This window comes from Synechococcus sp. CBW1107, assembly GCF_015841355.1.
Taxonomy (GTDB): domain Bacteria; phylum Cyanobacteriota; class Cyanobacteriia; order PCC-6307; family Cyanobiaceae; genus Regnicoccus_A.
Map to the genome: position 1 here is coordinate 3,162,028 of NZ_CP064908.1, position 20,126 is coordinate 3,182,153.

22 protein-coding genes and 1 pseudogene are annotated in these 20,126 nt (G+C 62.6%); 12 read left to right on the forward strand and 11 right to left on the reverse strand.

The features are described from left to right. Positions 1-309: 309 nt before the first annotated feature. The 3 genes from I1E95_RS16470 to I1E95_RS16480 all read right to left on the reverse strand — a co-directional run bounded on the left by I1E95_RS16470 (position 310) and on the right by I1E95_RS16480 (position 3,278). A complete protein-coding gene (locus I1E95_RS16470) occupies positions 310-1,566 on the reverse strand; it encodes an IS256 family transposase (RefSeq protein WP_197161565.1) in 1,257 nt (418 codons plus the stop codon). A gap of 622 nt (positions 1,567-2,188) precedes the next feature. Continuing rightward, a complete protein-coding gene (locus I1E95_RS16475) occupies positions 2,189-2,755 on the reverse strand; it encodes a sigma-70 family RNA polymerase sigma factor (protein WP_197164120.1) in 567 nt (188 codons plus the stop codon). 358 nt (positions 2,756-3,113) lie between these two features. After that, positions 3,114-3,278: a hypothetical protein gene (locus I1E95_RS16480; protein WP_231594723.1), complete on the reverse strand. Its 165-nt coding sequence runs from the start codon at positions 3,276-3,278 to the stop codon at positions 3,114-3,116. A 116-nt stretch (positions 3,279-3,394) separates the two neighbouring features. Between I1E95_RS16480 and I1E95_RS16485 the strand changes: the two genes are divergently transcribed. From I1E95_RS16485 to I1E95_RS16500, 5 genes are all read left to right on the forward strand, one after another. After that, positions 3,395-3,724: a transposase gene (locus I1E95_RS16485; protein WP_197164124.1), complete on the forward strand. Its 330-nt coding sequence runs from the start codon at positions 3,395-3,397 to the stop codon at positions 3,722-3,724. Then, complete coding sequence (locus tag I1E95_RS16490; protein WP_231595010.1) at positions 3,724-4,617, forward strand: IS3 family transposase; 894 nt, start codon at positions 3,724-3,726, stop codon at positions 4,615-4,617. Before I1E95_RS16485 ends, I1E95_RS16490 begins: the two co-directional genes overlap by 1 nt. Positions 4,618-4,703: 86 nt before the next feature. Beyond that, positions 4,704-5,213: a transposase gene (locus tag I1E95_RS17040; protein WP_231594670.1), complete on the forward strand. Its 510-nt coding sequence runs from the start codon at positions 4,704-4,706 to the stop codon at positions 5,211-5,213. After that, positions 5,210-6,268 carry an IS3 family transposase gene (locus I1E95_RS16495; RefSeq protein WP_231594669.1) on the forward strand — a complete coding sequence of 353 codons (1,059 nt, stop codon included), beginning with the start codon at positions 5,210-5,212 and terminating at the stop codon, positions 6,266-6,268. The genes I1E95_RS17040 and I1E95_RS16495 overlap by 4 nt, the downstream gene beginning before the upstream one ends. A 484-nt stretch (positions 6,269-6,752) precedes the next feature. After that, positions 6,753-7,247, forward strand: a complete 495-nt coding sequence (locus tag I1E95_RS16500; protein WP_197164126.1) for a hypothetical protein — start codon at positions 6,753-6,755, stop codon at positions 7,245-7,247. Positions 7,248-7,278: 31 nt separating this feature from the next. Here I1E95_RS16500 and I1E95_RS16505 read toward each other — a convergent pair whose 3' ends face one another. Beyond that, positions 7,279-7,653, reverse strand: a complete 375-nt coding sequence (locus I1E95_RS16505) for an AbrB family transcriptional regulator (RefSeq protein WP_197164127.1) — start codon at positions 7,651-7,653, stop codon at positions 7,279-7,281. A 629-nt stretch (positions 7,654-8,282) separates the two neighbouring features. Continuing rightward, positions 8,283-8,351, reverse strand: coding sequence for a DUF1651 domain-containing protein (locus I1E95_RS17280; RefSeq protein ID WP_231595011.1), 69 nt, complete (start codon positions 8,349-8,351; stop codon positions 8,283-8,285). 422 nt (positions 8,352-8,773) lie between these two features. Here I1E95_RS17280 and I1E95_RS16515 point away from each other — a divergent pair, with 422 nt between their 5' ends. Both I1E95_RS16515 and I1E95_RS16520 read left to right on the forward strand, forming a co-directional pair. Continuing rightward, a complete protein-coding gene (locus I1E95_RS16515) occupies positions 8,774-9,043 on the forward strand; it encodes a hypothetical protein (RefSeq protein ID WP_197164129.1) in 270 nt (89 codons plus the stop codon). Between the two features lie 94 nt (positions 9,044-9,137). Continuing rightward, a complete protein-coding gene (locus tag I1E95_RS16520) occupies positions 9,138-9,335 on the forward strand; it encodes a hypothetical protein (RefSeq protein ID WP_197164131.1) in 198 nt (65 codons plus the stop codon). A gap of 45 nt (positions 9,336-9,380) precedes the next feature. On the opposite strand, the gene I1E95_RS16525 is transcribed toward I1E95_RS16520, so the two are convergent. Both I1E95_RS16525 and I1E95_RS16530 read right to left on the reverse strand, forming a co-directional pair. Next, positions 9,381-9,602: a hypothetical protein gene (locus I1E95_RS16525; RefSeq protein WP_197164133.1), complete on the reverse strand. Its 222-nt coding sequence runs from the start codon at positions 9,600-9,602 to the stop codon at positions 9,381-9,383. A gap of 377 nt (positions 9,603-9,979) precedes the next feature. Beyond that, positions 9,980-10,336: a hypothetical protein gene (locus tag I1E95_RS16530; protein ID WP_231594725.1), complete on the reverse strand. Its 357-nt coding sequence runs from the start codon at positions 10,334-10,336 to the stop codon at positions 9,980-9,982. Positions 10,337-10,937: 601 nt separating this feature from the next. Between I1E95_RS16530 and I1E95_RS17285 the strand changes: the two are divergent. The 4 genes and pseudogenes from I1E95_RS17285 to I1E95_RS16550 all read left to right on the forward strand — a co-directional run. Next, positions 10,938-11,135, forward strand: a pseudogene (locus I1E95_RS17285) (hypothetical protein); the annotation flags it as partial. A gap of 11 nt (positions 11,136-11,146) precedes the next feature. Continuing rightward, a complete protein-coding gene (locus I1E95_RS16540; protein WP_197164139.1) occupies positions 11,147-14,401 on the forward strand; it encodes a tetratricopeptide repeat protein in 3,255 nt (1,084 codons plus the stop codon). A 38-nt stretch (positions 14,402-14,439) separates the two neighbouring features. Continuing rightward, positions 14,440-15,258 carry a hypothetical protein gene (locus I1E95_RS16545; RefSeq protein WP_197164141.1) on the forward strand — a complete coding sequence of 273 codons (819 nt, stop codon included), beginning with the start codon at positions 14,440-14,442 and terminating at the stop codon, positions 15,256-15,258. Between the two features lie 3 nt (positions 15,259-15,261). Then, positions 15,262-16,080 carry a hypothetical protein gene (locus tag I1E95_RS16550; protein ID WP_197164143.1) on the forward strand — a complete coding sequence of 273 codons (819 nt, stop codon included), beginning with the start codon at positions 15,262-15,264 and terminating at the stop codon, positions 16,078-16,080. A 44-nt stretch (positions 16,081-16,124) separates the two neighbouring features. On the opposite strand, the gene I1E95_RS17055 is transcribed toward I1E95_RS16550, so the two are convergent. After that, complete coding sequence (locus I1E95_RS17055) at positions 16,125-16,652, reverse strand: DDE-type integrase/transposase/recombinase (RefSeq protein WP_231594726.1); 528 nt, start codon at positions 16,650-16,652, stop codon at positions 16,125-16,127. A gap of 3 nt (positions 16,653-16,655) precedes the next feature. Beyond that, positions 16,656-17,060 carry a leucine zipper domain-containing protein gene (locus tag I1E95_RS17060; RefSeq protein WP_231594727.1) on the reverse strand — a complete coding sequence of 135 codons (405 nt, stop codon included), beginning with the start codon at positions 17,058-17,060 and terminating at the stop codon, positions 16,656-16,658. Positions 17,061-17,223: 163 nt separating this feature from the next. Between I1E95_RS17060 and I1E95_RS16560 the strand changes: the two genes are divergently transcribed. Continuing rightward, complete coding sequence (locus tag I1E95_RS16560) at positions 17,224-18,399, forward strand: glycosyltransferase family 25 protein (protein ID WP_197164150.1); 1,176 nt, start codon at positions 17,224-17,226, stop codon at positions 18,397-18,399. Positions 18,400-18,548: 149 nt separating this feature from the next. Here I1E95_RS16560 and I1E95_RS16565 read toward each other — a convergent pair whose 3' ends face one another. Then, positions 18,549-19,607 carry an IS3 family transposase gene (locus tag I1E95_RS16565; RefSeq protein ID WP_231594669.1) on the reverse strand — a complete coding sequence of 353 codons (1,059 nt, stop codon included), beginning with the start codon at positions 19,605-19,607 and terminating at the stop codon, positions 18,549-18,551. Continuing rightward, entirely contained in the window at positions 19,604-20,113 is a 510-nt protein-coding gene (locus tag I1E95_RS17065; RefSeq protein ID WP_231594670.1) for a transposase, read from the reverse strand. The genes I1E95_RS16565 and I1E95_RS17065 overlap by 4 nt, the downstream gene beginning before the upstream one ends. Positions 20,114-20,126: the final 13 nt, after the last annotated feature.

A 20,126-nucleotide genomic window follows, 5' to 3' on the forward strand; every position in this document is an offset into this window, starting at 1 on the left:
CCACCCCTTGCAACGTCAGCCGTGGAGCCGATCGCCTGAGGTGCGGACGCTCAGCCCGGCTACGCCGGGCTGAGGCCCTGGGGATTTACACCACTGCCGGGGACGCCAGCTGAGGGGGTAGCGCCCCTCCGAGTGGTGTAACTCAGGAGGTCCTGTGACCCTCTCCGGAGGGTGAACAGGAGCAGTCAGGGGATGACTGCTTGGAAGCTGATTGCGCAGCTCCATTGATCCATTATGAACCCTGATCGCTGAATTGGCAACTCAGCGATCGATGTGTTCTGTGTAGATCGAGGTAGAAGCTGGTGCGCTTCAGCTGATGGTTGCAGCCGGCTGGGCGTTCGGATCTGCATCGGTGAGCTCCAAGGGCTCTTCTGGCTCTGGGATCTTGGCCATGGTGGCCTCAGAGAAGAAGCGGCGACGCTCCAGCTGCCATTCCTCCTGCTGCTCCAGCAGCTGGCTGCCCACCAGGCGCACGATCGCTGGATCATTGGGGAAGATGCCGACCACGTTGGTGCGGCGTTTGATCTCCTTGTTGAGGCGCTCGAGCGGGTTGGTGCTCCAGACCTTGCGCCAGTGCTCCTGGGGGAAGTGCAGGAAGGCCAGCACGTCGTCCCGGGCGGCTTCCATCACGGGCACGGCGCCGGGGAACTGCTTGCGCAGCATCTCGGTGACCCGCTGCCAGTGGGCGCGCACCTGATCTGGAGCCTGGATCACGAACACCGCTTTCATGGCAGCGGCCACCATGTCCTGGCCGGCCTTGGGCACATGGCTCAGCAGGTTGCGCAGGAAGTGCACCCGGCACCTCTGCCAGCTACTGCCCTGGAACATCCGCTTGATCGCTGCCGTCAGGCCCAGGTGGGCATCCGAGATCACCAGGCGGGTGCCGTCGAGGCCACGCTCCTTGAGTGAGCCCAGGAACTGACGCCAGAAGCCCTCCGCCTCGCTGTCGCCCACGGCAATGCCGAGAACTTCGCGGTAGCCGAGGGCATTGATGCCGATCGCCACCACCACCGCCCGCGACACCACCTGCATATTTCGGCCCAGGCGGCCGTGGAGGTAGGTGGCGTCGAGGTAGACGTAGGGAAAGCGGGCATGGTCAAGCGGCCGGCCCAGAAAGGCTTTCACCTGCTCATCGAGCCCCTGGCAGATGCGGCTCACCTCCGATTTGGAGATGCCGCTGGCCCCGCCCAGCGCCTCCACCAGGGCGTCGACCTTGCGGGTGGAGATCCCGCCGGTGTAGGCCTCCATCACCACGGCGTAGAGCGCCTTGTCCACCCGGCGGCGTGGCTCCAGCCAGCTGGGAAAGAAGCTGCCCTGCCGCAACCTGGGAATGGCCAGGCTGAGGTCGCCCACCTGGGTGGTGAGCAGCCGCTCCCGGTAGCCGTTGCGATGGGTGGAGCGCTGATCGGGGCAGCGCTCATGGAGTTGAGCGCCCGTGAGGGCAGAAACCTCGGCTTCCAGCAGGTCCTGGAAACCCCGGCGCACGATCTCTGGGATCAGGGCGCCAGCGGTGGTGCCCTCCATGAGCTGGCTCAGCTCGGAGGCGCCACTATGGGTGAGGGTCATGGTCTGTGTTCGGTTTGGTGGTAGTTCTCCGAACAGGGTCACAGACCGGCCCACCCATTGCCACAGCTGAAATCTGAGGGAGGTGAGCCGTCAGCCCCGGCTACGCCGGGGCTGATCCTCCTGAGTTACACCACTTGCTGGGACGCCGCTCTGACCGTCTGCTGGTCATCGCGAGCCTGCCCTTTTCAGTGCAGAGATGATCGGACAGCACGGACACCCCGGACAGGTCGGACAGGTCGGACAGGTCGGACAGGTCGGACACCCAGATCATCCCGGACACGTCGATCAGCCGTTCTTCAACCATGTCCAGGGTGACGACCGCACCATTCAGTCCTGCAACAGCTTCGTTTTCCCATGCCTGCCTGTTTGATCAGACGCGTTCCCCCTCCTGGCACACCTGGAGCAGGAATAGAGGAAAAGTCCCTAGTCGACCGAGTTGCTTCTATCCATGAAGCAATTCTAATCGCCCAGAACGCTTCTCCTGCAGCGCTTTTGCCCATCTGGAGCGCAGATTCCCGCTTTGGAGACAGCCTTGGCAGGCATGCGATCCGAACCTCCCTTCGCTCTGTCGCTGCTCAGAGGCGGGCCAGCTCCAGAGCATCGGAGCTGGCCCGAGAGGCCCTCAGGCCGACACCTGCTGCCGCAGAGCCTCTAGAGCCTTCTTCTGTGCACGCTGCACGCTCATGGCGCTGAGCCCAAGCTGCTTGGCCGCATCCCGGAGGCTGAGCCCCTGCAGGACGGTGAGCCTGATGGCAGCGGCCTGGGAGGCGGGCAGCTGATCGAGCATGGCCTCCAGCCCTGGATCACCAACCTCTGCTTCCAGGCCTGAGGTCTGATCCGGGGCGGGGAGGAGATCGAGCCAGCTGCCGCCACCCCCAGGGAGGGGAAGATCCAGGCTCTGGTGCTTCCAGGGGGCCTCGCTCCGCGCTGATTTCGGCAAACGGACCAGCAGAGCCCGATCGCGGATCCAGTGGGCCAGGGCGCCATGGATGCAGCGCTTGAGGTAAGCGGGTGCGGTTAGGGGATCCGTCACTCGGCTGCAGGCCCGCACCAGCTCTAGGCGGGCCACGCCCTGGGCATCGCCAGGTTCAAGCAGATCTGGATAACGACGGCTGAACTGACGGGCCAGGGCATCAGCCAGGGAGAGGAACTGATGGACAAGGCTATCACGGTCTGAGTGGGGTCGCATCGTGGTGATGACGCAGGACGCGCCCCCCACCCCGCAGGGACAATCGGGGGAAGACCAAGCCAGTGCCACGACGCCACCACCAGCCGATCGCCTCTCATCACCCGCTCACGGCTGACCCTCCCGGCATGACGCCAACCCAGGCCCAGGGAACAGACATCGCCAACGGCAACGACATCACTCCGGTCACCAACACCACCACAACCACCAGCGCCACGAGCGGACGTAGCGAAACCCCGAGCAGGCGCGAGCGGGTGCAGCGAAGACCGCAGGCGCTGGGAACCTCCAGGACCTGCGCGTTGGGGTGCGCAACGAGCAGAACGATTCGTCTGTAAGAAGGGGGCCTCAGCCCCTACAGGCATCACCGCTTGCCCCAGCTCCGCTCACAGCGACGCAGTTCGAGCTCGATGGCGATCTTTCGGGGGAGCTCCCAAAGCGGCCAGATCAGGGCTACGAACCAGCGCAGCGAGCGCGTATGGCGCTGCAGCCAGAACCAGCAAGTCAAATTGAGGGTGCGGTATTTCATGGCAGGAGCGCCAAGGACAACGCCTGCCCAACCCGGTGCCAGGTCCGTCATGGGGTTCCCCCGATTTTGAGGACAAGTCGATAAGGGTCACGCCATGACCACCAGACTGTCCATCGATGACCAACCCCACCAGATCACGGCGCCGGTTCACGGCGCAGCAGAAGGCGGAGGCCGTGGAGTTCTGCCTGCAGGAGGGCCTTTCCTGCAACACCGTCGCTCAGCGCCTTGGCCTTCCCTCCAGCAGCCTGGCCCGCTGGGTGCGGCAAGCCCGCATTGATCGCGGCCAGCCGGGCTCGAAAGACCAGGGCCTGCTCACCAGCGAGGAGCGCGCCGAGCTCAACCGGCTCCGCAAGGAGAACCGCGAGCTGAGGAGGGAGAAGGATTTTTTCAGGCTGGCGGCAGCGCACTTTGCGAAAGAGCAGCTGCCGCCGAGAGGTTTCGCCTGATCGATGAGCTCACAGGTCACCACTCGGTGGCCTGGCTCTGCCGGCAGCTGGGGGTGGCCCGCAGCGGCTACTACGCCTGGCGGCAGCGGCAGGAAGCGCCGGGAAAGCGGGCGGCCGAGAACGCCGTGATCACCGCTGAGATCGCGGCGGTGTTTGAGCAGCACCGCGGCTTCTACGGCTCCCCCCGGGTTCACCAGGAGCTCCGTTCAGCAGGCCGGCAGATCGGCCGCCATCGAGTCGCTCGGCTCATGCGACGAGCGGAGCTGAGGGCCAGAACCCGCAAGGCGTTCAGGCCCTGCGCCAAGGCCAGTCGCGGGGCCTGTGGGGTGGTGGCGAACCTGCTGCAGCAGGACTTCAAGCCCCCAGTGCCGAACCTCCGCTGGGCGGGTGACATCACTTACATCCGCACCAACGAGGGCTGGCGGTACCTCGCCGTCTGGATCGATCTGTTCAGCCGCCGTGTCGTCGGCTGGATGCTTGACAGCCGGATGGATGCCGCCCTGGTGATCGAGGCCCTCAACCGGGCCCTTGGCCATCGTCAGGTGGAACCGGAGCAGCTGCTGCTGCATACGGATCAGGGCAGCCAGTACCGGGCGACTGACTACCGCCAGCTTCTGGAGAGCCACAAGATCAGCTGCAGCATGTCCGCCAAGGGCTGCTGCTGGGACAACGCGGTGGTGGAAAGCTTTTTCTCCACCCTCACACTGGAACTCGATCTCGATGACAATCGAGAAGCCTTGATCTCACCCCAGCAGCTGCAGCGCGATCTGGCCTTCTGGATCGAGGGTTACTACAACCGCGAGCGACGCCATTCAACGATCGGTTACCTCAGTCCGATCGACTACGAGCAGCGGCTCATCATTTCTCCTACACTCACTTGCGTGAACCCTTGATCGGTGTCCACGAAATCGGGGCCCCCTGCGTCAGGAAAGTTGTCCGCTCGGTCTGACCCATCCACCAGGGGGCCAAACCGACGACCATGAAACCGACCTATGACACCGCTGTGCGGGACCAAGTCCGCCAGCGCATGAGCCCGCCAAACCGGGAGAGCGTGGCCGAGATCGCCCGCTCCACCGGGATCACGACCCAGACCCTCTACAACTGGCGCAGCCAGTGGCAGAAGCAGGGTCAGCTCGTGCCAGCCACCACCAAGCCGCCGGAGCAGTGGAGCGCTCTCGACAAGCTGGCCGCTGTGATCCAGGCGGCCGGCCTGAGTGGCCCTGATCTCGGGGCCTTCTGCCGTGAGCGGGGCCTCTACCCCAAACAGCTTGCCCGCTGGCGGCAGGCCGCCGAGGATGCCAATGGCCCCAGCGCTCCGAGCATGGCTGATCAGCGAGAACTTCAGCGTAAGAATCAGGAGCTGATTCGCCAGAATCGCCGCTTACAACGCGAATTGGAGAAGAAGGAGAAGGCTCTCTCGGAGGCGGCAACACTGCTGATGCTCTCAAAAAAGCTCGATCAGCTGTGGCCACGGGACGAGGAACAATGATCCCGCCAGAGGATAGAAGCCAGCTGATGGAATTGTTCCGAGAAGGTCTCAAAGAAGGGGCTTCTGCCACGGCGATTGCAGATCTGATCGGTATCTGCTCACGCACGTTACGGCGCTGGGGCATTGCGTTCCAGACACATGGATTCAGCCAGGATCGCCGCAAAGGCTCTCCACGGAATGTGGCGCACCGATTCACACCAGAAGAGCGGCAGCGCTTAATTCACATCGTCAATGATCCGCGATTCGCGGACCTCACTCCCGCCCAGATCGTGGCCATCCTTGCCGAGGAGCGAATCTATGTGGGTTCAGAGTCCACGATTTACCGCATCATGCGGCAAGAGGGTCTGCTGAACCACCGTGGCAGAACCCGCCTGCCGCGTGAGCCCAGGGAGGTTCCGGTGTTGGAAGCAACGGGCATCCATCAAGTACTGGCCTGGGATATCACCCTCCTCCCCGGCCCCGTGAAGGGGCAGTTCTATTACCTCTACATGGTGATGGATGTATGGAGCCGGCGCATCCTCGGCGCAGAGGTGCATGAGCATGAATGTAGCGAGTTGGCCAGCGCATTCTTTGATCGTGTCTGCCGCGATGAAGGGATCAGCAAGGAGACTGCTGCGGTCCTGCACTCGGACAATGGCGCCCCCATGCGCTCATTCACTCTGGCGGCCAAGATGGCGGAGCTGGGGGTGTCGCTTTCGTTCTCGAGGCCACGCGTCAGCAATGACAACGCCTATGCCGAGTCGTGGTTCCGCACGATGAAATACCACCAGAGTTATCCGCTCAGGCGATTCCGGGATCTGCTTTCGGTGAAAGCCTGGGTGGATGGCTTTGTCGAGTGGTACAACGCTGAGCACCGGCACAGCGGCATCAAGTACGTGACGCCCAATCAGCGCCATTACGGCCAGGCTGACGCGATCTGCGCCATCCGCCAACAGACCTATGAGGAAGCTCGGCAGAGGCATCCTCAGCGCTGGAGCCGGCCACCCCGCAACTGGTTACAGCCACAGGTTGTGAGCATCAACCATCCGCGACCGCAGAAACCTGTGGCTGCTTGACCCTCAACAATCCAGGCCCCCGTGGCTGTCCGATGGCGCCCCTCCAAGGGCGCGATCGGCAACAGCCGCGATCAGGGGCCGGACGCCCCAACCCCGACCGAAGACAGCCATCGATGACAACAACACCCCGGCCGTGCGGCCCCTGAACCTCAACTCGCAGTACAGTCCATCTCGGTGCTCAGCTCAGCACCCCGAGCGGACAACTTCCCTGATAGGTCCCGGCTCGGAGGCGCCACTATGGGTGAGGGTCATGGTCTGTGTTCGGTTTGGTGGTAGTTCTCCGAACAGGGTCACAGACCGGCCCACCCATTGCCACAGCTGAAATCTGAGGGAGGTGAGCCGTCAGCCCCGGCTACGCCGGGGCTGATCCTCCTGAGTTACACCACTTGCTGGGACGCCGCTGAAGACCCGCTGGAACCCTGGCACCAGGTGCCAGGGTCATCCACGCTCCACATCACTCAGATCCTTTCAAAGCCGAGTGGCCATGTCACCAGGCTTTGTTGCGCACTCGCTTTCCATGTCTGACCTCGCCCGCATCCACCAGGCCCTGGTCGAGGACTACCGCGAGTCCTTTGTGATTGCTGCCGGCAGACTCATGGCCTTACCTTCCTGGACCCTGGAGGCCACCGTGGTGCTGATGCACACCCAGACCGGTGAGGTCACCATCGGTCCGGTGAGGAGCCTTCCCCTATGGCTGGACCACCTCTCCCCAGAACTCGACGCCTTCGTGCGGCTGCAGGTTCAAGGGGTGCCCTTCCAGGATGCTTTTGCCCATTGCATGGAAGAGCAGGGAGAGGAATTCACGGAAGCCTGCGAAGCCGCCAAGCGAACCAAGCCACTGGTCACCTACGACAACCTCGCGGAACTCACCAGCATCTCCCAGAAAGGGTTTACCAGGGAACCACGAGAGCTGCTGGCGCTGGCCCAATGGCCAGACCATGTCATTGGTTTCCTGGTGTCCTGTGAAGACTTTCATTGACCTGGGAGCGACGGTCTTGCAGCCACCCGGCTCACTCCCCCTCTTCTCCGCCCCCACCCACAGGCATCAGACGAAGCGCCTTCTTGCCGAGCTTGATCTCGAACTCATCGCCGGGCTTGATGTCGAGCAAGGCGGTGTAGGCCTTGCCCACCAAAAGATTGCCGTTGCCCTGCACCCTGGCCACGTAGCTGAGAGAACGACCACCAGGCCTCTTGCCTGTGCCTGTTCCGTTCACCAGCTTGACACCCTTGGCCTCCAGCAGCGCCTCATAGAAGGCGGTGAAGTTCAGCCGCTCGCTGCCGTCCTTCTTAGTGCTTACATATCCGGCAGCGCGGACCAGGTCGGACTTCGAGGCATCGCCCATCTCTTTGACTTTCGCAAGCAGGTCTGCACCGGTGAGAGCCATGTGTGCAATCAGTGGATTGGCAGGATCATAAGCCAAGTCTGATGGAAGCAACAATAGTCTGGCAGGGCTTGTCATGCCGTCATCGGAGGATATTGTGACCTTGCCATCACCACTGCAATCCACCTGAAGGCGATCTTGGTGCAATAGAACCTGGGACTGTGGAGAGGTCCGATCACATTGCTCCAAGACCTCCGTTGCCCACGCCAAGCGGAAAGAGATGCTGCTCAAATGGAGGTCGAGACCAACCCCAGTTGGCTCCTCCCACACCCTCAGATCGGCTGGACAGATGCCAGAGGCTGACTGTCTCAGCGCAACTTCAGCCCTGCGGGTGACGTAGGGTGCGCCAGTGACCACTTTCGGTGCTCACCTCAACTCCTAGCCCAATCGGGCTCTCACCCTCACCTTGGCTGCCGAAGCGGCTTTCGCCACTCCTGTTCCACCACTGCCTGGCGAAGTCCCAGGCCTCCTCGGACGAATCAAAGAGGTCATCCAGCTCTGGATGGGGCTGACCATGTTGATCAACCAACCGGTAACGGCGTGGCTTGGTGCTAGTGCTCATCAGGAGGGAGGGGGACATTGGTACTCAATTCATTCTGGTGACGCTTGATCCAATCGGTCAGTGCCGATCATCACCATTGGGAACTGCAGGCCTGCCACCCGTTCTCTCGCAGCTCCCTCCAGAGCTTGCAGGCTTCCATACGGCTCAACTCCCTACGTTTCTTCAGCAGTAGAACCGGCTCTCAAGGGATCCACTCTCCACTTGTGACCTCCCGCCGTTGGATATCGCGGTCCCAGCGTGTCGGGTGAAAGCGCAGCACCTGACGACCGTCAGTCAACCAGCCTTCCTTGGACGTGAGGGGAGGTCGGGTAAACGGCAAAGGTGTCACGCCCCCTCTGGTGCCCATCCCCGATTGCGCACCATGTCATCAGTCCAGCCATGACAGAACAACTGGAGTCATCCGGAGATTGTTGTCTATAGTGTGACCGTAACATGACTGCACTGTGACTGTACCGACAGCTGCTTACTTTAGCTACTCAGGTGACAATTCTCTAGCTGGTTGAGTCCGCAGGTTTTGATCCAGGCCGGCTGAGATGATGGCATGAACCAATCAAGAGAATCATGCCTTTTCGTTCAAGCCCTCTGCTCGTATCTGCCTTTCTCGTTCTTGCCAGCACAGCCCTTGGTGCCCCATCCGTTCAGGCCCAGCAAGGCCGTCCGAACATCGATGTATCCAGCATGAATCGTTATTGCCAAGGAGAAGCTGCCGCCAGCTACAAGGTGAGTCCTCGCGACATCAGCACGCTCCCAGTAGAACGCAATGGCAATAACTACCGTGTCTACGGCCAAACCCCAGCCGATGGCAGTGAGGCTCTATTTTTTTTACTGTGAGTTCAACCGGAATCGTGAGTTTGATGGTGTCGCGATGACTAGTGACAAACGATCCAGTGATGGTTCCGACAGGGATCGGGTCAGCGTTGAGGACATGTCGCGCTACTGCACCGGCATGGCTGCCCAGGAGTTCAAGCAGCGCCATCGCTACATCACCACCCTCAAGCCCAGTCGCCAATCCAACGGAACCTACAAGGTCTATGGACAGTACGACATTTCGAACATCAACACCCAGGTCTTTGTCTGCAAGTACAACGCAAGGGGCATGTTCAGGAGCGTCGAAAAGGACTGAAATTGTTGTAAGCAGCCTCCTACTCGGAGACCCAATGCTCTCGCTCTATGGCTTCAGGGTTTCAATGGTCTTGTAGATAGCTGCCCTGCTCTGCAGCTGCTGGAACCGTTGCTCCTGGCTGTTCTTGACGCAGTTCCGCATCTTCTCCCGGGCTCGCCAGCACTGATCCACGCTCTCCACCCAGCGACGCTGGTCCTCCACCAGAGCCTCGCGCTGGGATTCCGTGATGGAAGCCTCATCCCGCAGGCGGCGGAAGGCGGCGCGCAACTCAATGTCAAGGGCTGTGAGTTAGGCGTCGCGGCAGATAAGCACGGTGGCGGCACTGCATGAGGGGTGGCAGTGGATCGTTTCTCCGTCGAATGAGTCGGGTGGTGGCGGGATCGCTCCTGCCGGGAGCATCACCAGTACCGAAGCGGCTACAAGCGGAACTGCCCTCATCCACGGTCAGAGACCACCAGCCCGCTCAGAGCTTGCAGTCCTGGCGACCTGTGCCCAGTCCGGCCCGGGCGCGACTGGGACCGAACACCCTGGTGGCCGGCAGGAGGCTGGGGCAGGGCCGACGATCTGAGGGCCCCAACGAGCCACGGGGCAACACTGCCCCGCACCTGAGCCGCTGTTCAGACCCTCTGGGGAGTGTCTCGGCATCAGAAGCCCCCAGGCTCACGGACCGGCTTCTCCCAGTACACGTTGATCACATAGCCGGGGCGCTTGAAGGAGGGACCTGCACCCTCCCGGTTGGTACGTTCGTAGGTCTTGCCCTCCTCGGCGGCAGGGAAGGCAAACGCGTAATGGTTGAAATTGTCGATGTAGACGTTTCCCTGCATCTGAGACCAGGTACAGCTCCCTTTGAGCATCTCGCCATTGCTGCGAACCATCTCGCAATACGCCTTGGCGGAGTCCGCCAGGGCCGGGGTGGCAATGGAGCTGGCGGCGATGGCCAGCGCGGTGATTGTGGTGCGGATCATTGCTTGCGGTGCTTGTTGTTTGAGCCATTCTGGCACCAGTCTCATACATCCAGTGGGCGCCGATTCTGTTCACGGCATCCGTCGAAATCTATGTGTAGGCGCTGAGGAGGCCGATCGGTACGATTTTCGCAGCTTGGCCCCAATCCATAAGCCCTGTGAACTGGACCCCCAAGCTGAACCAGCTCTGGCGAGTTGGTTTGAGCAATCATTGCGGCTCTACGCGTCTGCAGCGAGATGTACGTGGAGTGTCAGCCATGAAGAAGGGCGCCCGACACGGGGCGCCCTTCTCATTGGCCCCGTTCCGGCAGTTGTTGGAGCAACGCCTCAACGTTGGTCGCCTTCTCCTCAAGCGTCTGGTCCCGATCGGTGCGGGTGTTGACCTTCACGGTGCTGGGGTTCCCCCGATTTCGTGGACACCGATCAGGGATTCACAGGTGTGAGGTCTTGGGAAGCGCGGTGACACCCCGACCCTGGCGAACTCACACCCTGTCACTGCATCTGGTGGTACTACACACCTAGCGCCCTGATGGAGGTGCAGGCTGCTACTGGGATGATCGTTCTTGATCTGCTCAAGCCGGGCCGGTCAGGCAGGATCGGGATTGCTTCTTCTGGCGAGCGCCGTTATGTCGACATCGGACGCTCCATAGGCAAGTCCAACATGCGCAGCAACAGCGCCCTGCCCAAGACGGAGGTGGATCCCCAACCTTTTGTGGTGTTCGACGACCGCGAGCTACTCAACTATGAGCCCGCCGTGGTGCTGCCAGTGACCCAGCTGTATTATTTGTTATTGAAAGTCTGCTGCGAGTTGTGCCATGGCACATCGGTGACTTCATGAAGTGGCAAGGGTTGGTCCTCCTGGCGGCGCTCCAGCTGCTGGCGGCTCCCCAACTGCTGGCGGCTCCCCAGCTGCGATCCGATTCGAGCCAACCGTCCCTGCCGGCCTCGGTGCAGGCCTGGATCGAACAGGCCAGTGAGTTCCAGAGCCGTGGGGCCTATGCCGAGGCCGCCGATCTGTGGCAGCAGGTGGTAGCCCTGATGGAACGGGAGCGTGGGGCGGAGGACCCGAACACCCTGTCGGCGCTCAACAACGTGGCGGCCCTGAAGGTGCAGGCCGGCGCTTACACCGAAGCCGAACCCCTCTACCTGCGAGTCCTGAAGGTGCGGGAGCGGCTCTTGGGGCCCGATCACCCCAGCCTCTCAATCACCCTCAACAACCTGGCGGAACTCTTCTATACCCAGGGGCTCTATGCCAAGGCCGAGCCCCTGTTCCAGCGCGCCCTGTCGATTCGAAAGAAGACCGTCGGCCCGGGCCACCCCGACACAGCCGCGGCCCTCAACAATTTGGCCGCCCTGTTTGACGGCCAGGGGCTCTATGCCAAGGCCGAACCCCTTTACCGCCGGGCCCTGGCGATCCGGGAGAAGGCCCTCGGCCCTAACCATCCCGCCACTGCCACTTCCCTCAACAACCTGGCCGCCCTCTTCGATGCCCAGGGGCTCTACGCCCAAGCTGAGCCCCTTTACCGCAGGGCTCTGGCGATTCAGGAGCCGGTCCTCGGCCACAACCATCCTCTCACCGCCAGCACCCTCAACAACCTGGCCCTGCTGCTCGCAAACAGGGGCCTCCAGGAGCAGGCCGAACCCCTCTACCGCCGCGCTCTGGCGATCCGTGAGCAGGTGCTGGGGCCCACCCACCCTGAAACGGCCGTCACCCTCAGCAACCTGGCCCTGCTGCTGCAGGAGAGGGGGCTCTACGCCGACGCCCAGGCCCTCTTCGAGCGCTCTGTTGCCAGCAACGAGAAGACCCTCGGCCCTGACCACCCCAACACCGCCACTTCGCTCAACAACTTGGCCCTGCTGTTCGACACCAAGGGCCTCTTCTCCCGGGCGGAGCCCCTTTACCAACGGGTACTGGCGATCCGGGAGCGCAGCCTGGGTCCCCAGCACCCCGAAACCGCCAACGCCCTCAACAACCTGGCCGCCCTCGCCCGCAGCCGCGGCGACTTCCCCCGGGCAGAGACGGGTTACGGGCGCGCTCTGGCGATCCGAGTAAAGGCCCTTGGAGAGTCCCACCCCGACACGGCTCTCTCCCTCCTCAACCTCAGCGAACTGTTGGTCGAGCTGGGGCGTACCGCCGAGGCCGAACTACTCGCCCGCCGGGCCCTCGCCATCTGGGAGCAGGTTCTCGGCCCACACCATCCCAACACTGCGACGGCCCTCAACGTCCTTGCCGTGCTGATCGAGCGCCGCGGAGACGCGACCAAGGCGGAACCCCTGATGCGGCGGGCCCTGGCGATTCGGGAGAAGGCCCTGGGCCCCGATCACCCCGACACAGCCCTCTCGCTCAACAACCTGGCCCTGCTTCTTGCCGAGCGGGGCGCCAGTAACGAGGCCGAGCCGCTGCTGGAGAGGGCTCTGGCGATCCAACAGCAGCGTCTGGGTCCGAACCACCCCGATACGGCCCGCGCCCTGATCAACCTGGCGGTGCTCCAGGCCAACCGCGGAGCGGAGGCGAGCGCGGTTGGCCTGCTGCACCAGGGCATCAGCGGCCAGACCCTCTTCCTTCAGCGCGAACTCCCCCTCCTCCCAGAAGCCCAGAGGCAGAACCAGATCCGGTCCTTCGGCAGAGCATGGGAAGCCGCCTACTCCTACGCCGGCAGCTCCGACGCCGGCACCGACCTCGCCCTCTTCACCCGGCTCAATCGTCACGGTCTGCTCCAGGACATCGAACGCCGCCAGGCCGTCCTCGCCCGCGCACCGGGGCCCCAGCAGACCCTCAGTCAGCAGATCGCCGTTCTCACAGGCCGCCTGGCCACCGTCGGGCTGTCCCCCACCAGGCGCCAGGCGCTCCAGGAGCAGCGCCAGCAGCTAGAGCAGCAGCTCTACCGCCAACTGCCTGCTCTCGCGCCCCAGCTCGTCAACGCTGCCCAGGTCGCCCGGGCTCTGCCCGCCGATGGCGTCCTGATCGAGTTCCAGCGTTTGAGCCCCTACGACGGCCGCCGAAAACCCGAGCAGCGCTGGGGCGAGTCCAGATACCTGGGCCTGGTGCTCCAACCGACGGGTGCTGTCACGGGCACTGACCTGGGCCCTGCCAATGCCATTGAGACGCTGATCCGCCAGGCCCTGTCGGTCAGCGAGAAGGGTGAGCGCCCCGCCGATCCCCTCTGGCAGCAGGTGAGCGAGAAGGTGCTGGGCCCGTTGCTGCCCCAGCTTGCCAGTCGCCCCCGCTGGTTCCTTTCCCCCGATGCTGAGCTCAACCGCATTCCCTACGCCGCCCTGCCCGACCCGCGGCGGCCCCAGCAGCGTCTCGTGCAAACGGTGCAACTGCGTCTGCTCACCAGCGGACGTGATCTGCTCCCCGCTGATCCGCCCTCCAGCGGCCAGCGCCCCCTTGTGGTGGCCGCCCCCGATTTCGGTGGCGTCAGGCCCTGGTCGGCCCTGCCCGCCTCCGCCCTGGAGGGCCATCAGGTGGCCGATCAGCTCAAGGGGACCCTGATCGAGGGAACAGCAGCCACCGCCACGGCCCTGAAACAGGTGCTGGGGCCGCGGGTGCTGCATGTGGCTAGCCATGGCTTCTTCTTGCCCTCCGGCCGGGGAGATCCCCTACTTGACTCCGGCCTGGTGCTGGCGGGCGCCAACCACCGCGGTCTTCCCAACCAGGTGCGTCCCCGAACTCCAGTAGTTGCTGAAGGAACCGCGGTCGGCCAGAGCGACCCCAGCGCCGGCGACGACGACGGCTATCTCACCGCCAAGGAGGCCGCCCAATTGCAACTGGATGGCACCCAGCTCGTTGTGCTCTCAGCCTGCGACACCGGTACAGGGAAGATCGAGAGCGGCGAGGGGGTCTACGGACTCCAGCGCGCCCTCATTGTGGCCGGAGCCCGCTCCACACTCCTCTCGCTCTGGAAAGTTGACGACGCTGCCACTGCACAGTTCATGCGCCGTTTCTACGACCTGCTCAAGGCCGGCAAGGGTCGCATGGAGGCACTCGTTCAGGTCCAGGAGGAGTTCCGCACCAATCCTCCTGTGCGCGACTGGCGGGACCACAAGTTCTGGGCCGCCTGGCAGCTAAGCGGTGACGATGCTGCGTTGCCAGGACTCTGAGACTGCAACACACTGGACCTGGCAATCTCAACCCCGTCGTGCCCCAGCGCTCTTCCTCAGGGTTTCTCATCCCCTGTCTGCTGCTGGCTGCCACCACCGCTGCCGCACTGGCCACGCCTGCTGCTGTCGCCGCTCCCGGCCCCTCCGCAGCCCTGGAGGTTGCCGTGGAGACGGTCAGCGGCGCCCTGCGGCAGGCCTGGAACGGCGATCCAGCCACCGCCGCCCTGCCCTGGCCCACCCTGCGACTGGTCCCTTCCGGCAGCGGAGTCCTGGCCAGCTGCCCCAGCGCCGGGGGCGCCAGCACCGACACCAGCGCCCTCTTCTGTGAGGCCACCGGCGAGCTGCTGCTGGATGCGAAGGGTTTAAGCAGTGAACAGGAGCGATACGGGTCCTGGGGCCTGGCCTACTGGATCGCCACCGGCCTGGGCCAGTTCTTCCTCGCCCGGCAGAACTCAGGCAGCGCCAGCCCGGGGCCGGCGGTCAACCTGCAGGCCGTCTGTCTGGCGGGGGTGCTGCTGGATTCCAGTCCGGGCCTAACGCCCAGAACCCCTGCCCAGAAACTCTCACCGGCACGCTCCGCCTACGGCAGTGTCGACGCGTCCCTTCAGGGCACCCGCAGCCAACGGGCCTATGCCCTGCTCAGCGGCTTCGGCGCCACTGCCTCCCCCTGCACCGCCACCGCCATGGAAGGCCTGGCGGCCGACAGAGTGGGCGATCCGAAACTACTGGGGGAGGTGGGTGAGGATCCAGGCAACCGCGCCCTCAGTAGCGTCAGCGACACCCTGAACATGACCTGCCGCAAACCCCTGCGCTGCCCCCGCCGCATTCGCGAGGTCTATGCCGCCTCCGGTCCCTGAACGATGGAGGAGTCCGACCGACCGACCGCAGAGCATGGTCCGCTGGAGCCCCCCGCGCCGCTCAGGGATCGGGTGCCCTCATGGGTGCGCTCGAATGTTCTGCACAACTGGATCCAGTCCATCGGCATCGTGGTGGCGGCCACCTGGGGCGCATACACCTTCATCTGGAAGGAGATCCTGGTGCCTGAAATGGCACCCGCAAGCCTCAGCCTGGAGATCACGGTGAGCCCCAGTCGCCGGCTGCGACCGACCCAGACCGCGGGCCAGGCCAACCTTGAACTGGAACTGGAGATCACCGCTTCCAACTCCAGCAGCCGCAACCTCTACCTGCTCCCCAGCATCTGGCAGATGCAGGGGGTCCGCCTCAGGCAAGGCGGCGAGGATCCCGCCTTCGCCGAGCGGGCCACCGAGGTGCTTTACCTATTGGGGAGCCAGGACCGGGCCGAACGCTTTGCCCCGGCGGAACCCGGTCGCACCCTCTCCACGGGCTGGTTGTTCCTTGACGACGTGATCCACCCAGGCGAGAAGCTGAGCCGCAACCTGCTGCTGCGGCTGCCGGCAAAGCGCTACCAGGCCGCCACCTTCGATCTGCTGATCCCCGCCCTCACCCAGCCGCCCAAGCAGCGGTTGTTCGGCGGACGTACCTTGCGATGGTCCTACGACCCGCAGGCGAAGGGCACCACGGAACTGGTGCCCAACCTCTGCCCCCGCGACCCATCCCAGGATTGCGTCCGCATCAGCCTGGACGCCCTCACCAACCAGGTGAAGGCGTTCGATCCCAAGTCGATGTTCTTCAAGACCACCCGGGAAGTGCCCCTCTAGGTGATGCCCTACCTTCCAGTCCCTAAATGTGTTTTCTCACCAGGTCATTCAGCGATCAGCAGTCGCTGTAGGGACTGCTGAGGCGTGAGGCCACCGAGAGCCATGTGGCACCTGTTGCCGTAATAGATCCCCAGATAGCGAGGTAGCCAGCGGTTGCGTTCCTCTGATGTCTGGTAGGCGATCACGTAGGCCCATTCTGCCAGGATCGTTTTGATGAACCGCTCGGCCTTGCCGTTGGTTTGCGGCGTGTAGGGCTTGATGCGGATAGGTTTCAGATCCAAGGCCCGGCAGGCTTTTCGCCAATCCCCTGAGCGGTAGGCGGAGCCGTTATCCGACAGGATCCTCCGGCAGGTGATCCCCTGCTCCGAGAACCAACCGACTGCACGGGCCAGGAATCCAACAGTCGTTGCCTTTTGCTCGTCGGCCAGCACCTCCACATACGCCAGGCGAGTGGCGTCGTCGATGGCGACGTGCACCTTCTCGTAGCCGGCGCCTCGGAAAGAGCCTTGACGACGGTCACCGGTAATCCGGTGACCGACCCGCTCAAACCTGAAGCTGTTTGGTGTCGACATGGATCATGTCGCCCGGCCGGTCCCACTGGTGGCGGCGAACTGGAACCTTGGGTTGAAGATTTCTGAGCCGTCCCAGCCCCAGGCATTCATCACACGTCCGACGGTCGAGAGGGGCGCCTTGAGGGCCCTGGCGATGCGCCGGAGAGTGCAGCACTGGTGCCGTAGATCTACAGCCTGCTGCAGTTGCTGCGGATCGAGCGTCCGCCGCTGGGTGCGGCGAACGCTGCGACGATCAGCCAGTGCCGCCAAACCGCCTGAACGGAATCGTGCCAGCCACTTGCGGGCGGTGCGCTCACTGATCCCGTGGTCTGCGGCCAGCTGAGCAAGGTTCCTGTCCTCATCAAGATGCTGCCGGATCAGGCGTTCCCGACCAATCGGTGTCAGGCGGGCATTGGGGTGTGTATGCATGGAGTGTGCGGTCTTGGGCTGTTGGGTCGCACCACAACCCTGTCGACCTCACACCCCTTTGTCAGCCGGAACAACCTGGTGGCACTACAAAGCCAGTCCAACCACCGGATAAGATCGTGGCTGCGCACGATCTATCCTTATTCGTTGGAAATTGGGTGACTTGATGCAATCATTTGATAGCCAGGACAGTTCTTACATTCCCCGAGAACTGCTTGATCAACTCACAGAAGTTGATCATCTTGTACAGTCCAAGGCGACTCTTTCTTCCCGACATCCCTGCGATGTGGCTCACGAGCTTGGCATTGACATGGAGCACGTGACGGCTGCGCTTCGTCAAGAAGACGGAGAGCTTCTGGAAAGGTTTCTGTGGAATCAGCTATTGACCCTGGGGACCATGTATCAGTACTCCGAATACACAGAACATGCATCCAAGCGGAGTTTCTCCAAGCTGCTGAAACTTTATGCCGAGACTGGTCGGTTTGACTTAGCGCATCAGTTGATCAAATCTCTGAGTGGCCAGGAAGCGAAGCGCTATAACACATCACTGGAAGGCTTCAGGGAGCGTCATCAGCTCAGCAACCTTGATACTTTCAGCCTGGCTGGAGACAGGGGATCCAAATCCCAGTCAATCCCCATTCTTTTGATCAACCTGCCCCAAGACATCTATCGGCACGCCAGATTCCAGGCCCGGTGCCAGGAACTCGGGCTTGAGTTCACTGTAGAACCTGGTCTTACACCTGATGAGGTATGGAACGTCGCGCATAGGTTCAAGTGCCTCCCCGTCGCGCAGGCAAACGACAAATCCACCCCGGCCTGCCTGGACGAACACGACCGGAGACAGCTGAGACGATCGGGAAACATCATCGCCCAATACAACGCCTGGAAAAAGATGGTCGATGAAGACATTACTTACGCTTATATTTTTGAAGATGATGCCTGGGTAGACCGCTCGATCCTAGATTTTGACATAAGTGAGAACCAAGGCTGCGGCGAAATCATCTTTGTGAATGACCGGTTGGTTCGTCATTGTCGATGGCAGCATCAAGGCAATAGTGAACTTGTCACCGTTGCGGAATTATCAGACCCGCGGCTGGCCTTTCCTTGTGACAACGCTGATATCAGAGCCCCCGGCGCCGATGGGTATTTGCTTAGCCAAGCCGGTGCCAGAAAGCTCGTTAAAATCATTGATAATACGGGAATCCCTGATGGAGGAACGGATTGGTTCCTGCTGACTGTCTCTTTGGATGCCCATCGACTGCTTGAGAGTCGGGACCTATCAGGGAAGTTGTCCGCTCGGGGTGCTGAGCTGAGCACCGAGATGGACTGTACTGCGAGTTGAGGTTCAGGGGCCGCACGGCCGGGGTGTTGTTGTCATCGATGGCTGTCTTCGGTCGGGGTTGGGGCGTCCGGCCCCTGATCGCGGCTGTTGCCGATCGCGCCCTTGGAGGGGCGCCATCGGACAGCCACGGGGGCCTGGATTGTTGAGGGTCAAGCAGCCACAGGTTTCTGCGGTCGCGGATGGTTGATGCTCACAACCTGTGGCTGTAACCAGTTGCGGGGTGGCCGGCTCCAGCGCTGAGGATGCCTCTGCCGAGCTTCCTCATAGGTCTGTTGGCGGATGGCGCAGATCGCGTCAGCCTGGCCGTAATGGCGCTGATTGGGCGTCACGTACTTGATGCCGCTGTGCCGGTGCTCAGCGTTGTACCACTCGACAAAGCCATCCACCCAGGCTTTCACCGAAAGCAGATCCCGGAATCGCCTGAGCGGATAACTCTGGTGGTATTTCATCGTGCGGAACCACGACTCGGCATAGGCGTTGTCATTGCTGACGCGTGGCCTCGAGAACGAAAGCGACACCCCCAGCTCCGCCATCTTGGCCGCCAGAGTGAATGAGCGCATGGGGGCGCCATTGTCCGAGTGCAGGACCGCAGCAGTCTCCTTGCTGATCCCTTCATCGCGGCAGACACGATCAAAGAATGCGCTGGCCAACTCGCTACATTCATGCTCATGCACCTCTGCGCCGAGGATGCGCCGGCTCCATACATCCATCACCATGTAGAGGTAATAGAACTGCCCCTTCACGGGGCCGGGGAGGAGGGTGATATCCCAGGCCAGTACTTGATGGATGCCCGTTGCTTCCAACACCGGAACCTCCCTGGGCTCACGCGGCAGGCGGGTTCTGCCACGGTGGTTCAGCAGACCCTCTTGCCGCATGATGCGGTAAATCGTGGACTCTGAACCCACATAGATTCGCTCCTCGGCAAGGATGGCCACGATCTGGGCGGGAGTGAGGTCCGCGAATCGCGGATCGTTGACGATGTGAATTAAGCGCTGCCGCTCTTCTGGTGTGAATCGGTGCGCCACATTCCGTGGAGAGCCTTTGCGGCGATCCTGGCTGAATCCATGTGTCTGGAACGCAATGCCCCAGCGCCGTAACGTGCGTGAGCAGATACCGATCAGATCTGCAATCGCCGTGGCAGAAGCCCCTTCTTTGAGACCTTCTCGGAACAATTCCATCAGCTGACTTCTATCCTCTGGCGGGATCATTGTTCCTCGTCCCGTGGCCACAGCTGATCGAGCTTTTTTGAGAGCATCAGCAGTGTTGCCGCCTCCGAGAGAGCCTTCTCCTTCTTCTCCAATTCGCGTTGTAAGCGGCGATTCTGGCGAATCAGCTCCTGATTCTTACGCTGAAGTTCTCGCTGATCAGCCATGCTCGGAGCGCTGGGGCCATTGGCATCCTCGGCGGCCTGCCGCCAGCGGGCAAGCTGTTTGGGGTAGAGGCCCCGCTCACGGCAGAAGGCCCCGAGATCAGGGCCACTCAGGCCGGCCGCCTGGATCACAGCGGCCAGCTTGTCGAGAGCGCTCCACTGCTCTGGCGGCTTGGTGGTGGCTGGCACGAGCTGACCCTGCTTCTGCCACTGGCTGCGCCAGTTGTAGAGGGTCTGGGTCGTGATCCCGGTAGAGCGGGCGATCTCGGCCACGCTCTCCCGGTTTGGCGGGCTCATGCGCTGGCGGACTTGGTCCCGCACAGCGGTGTCATAGGTCGGTTTCATGGTCGTCGGTTTG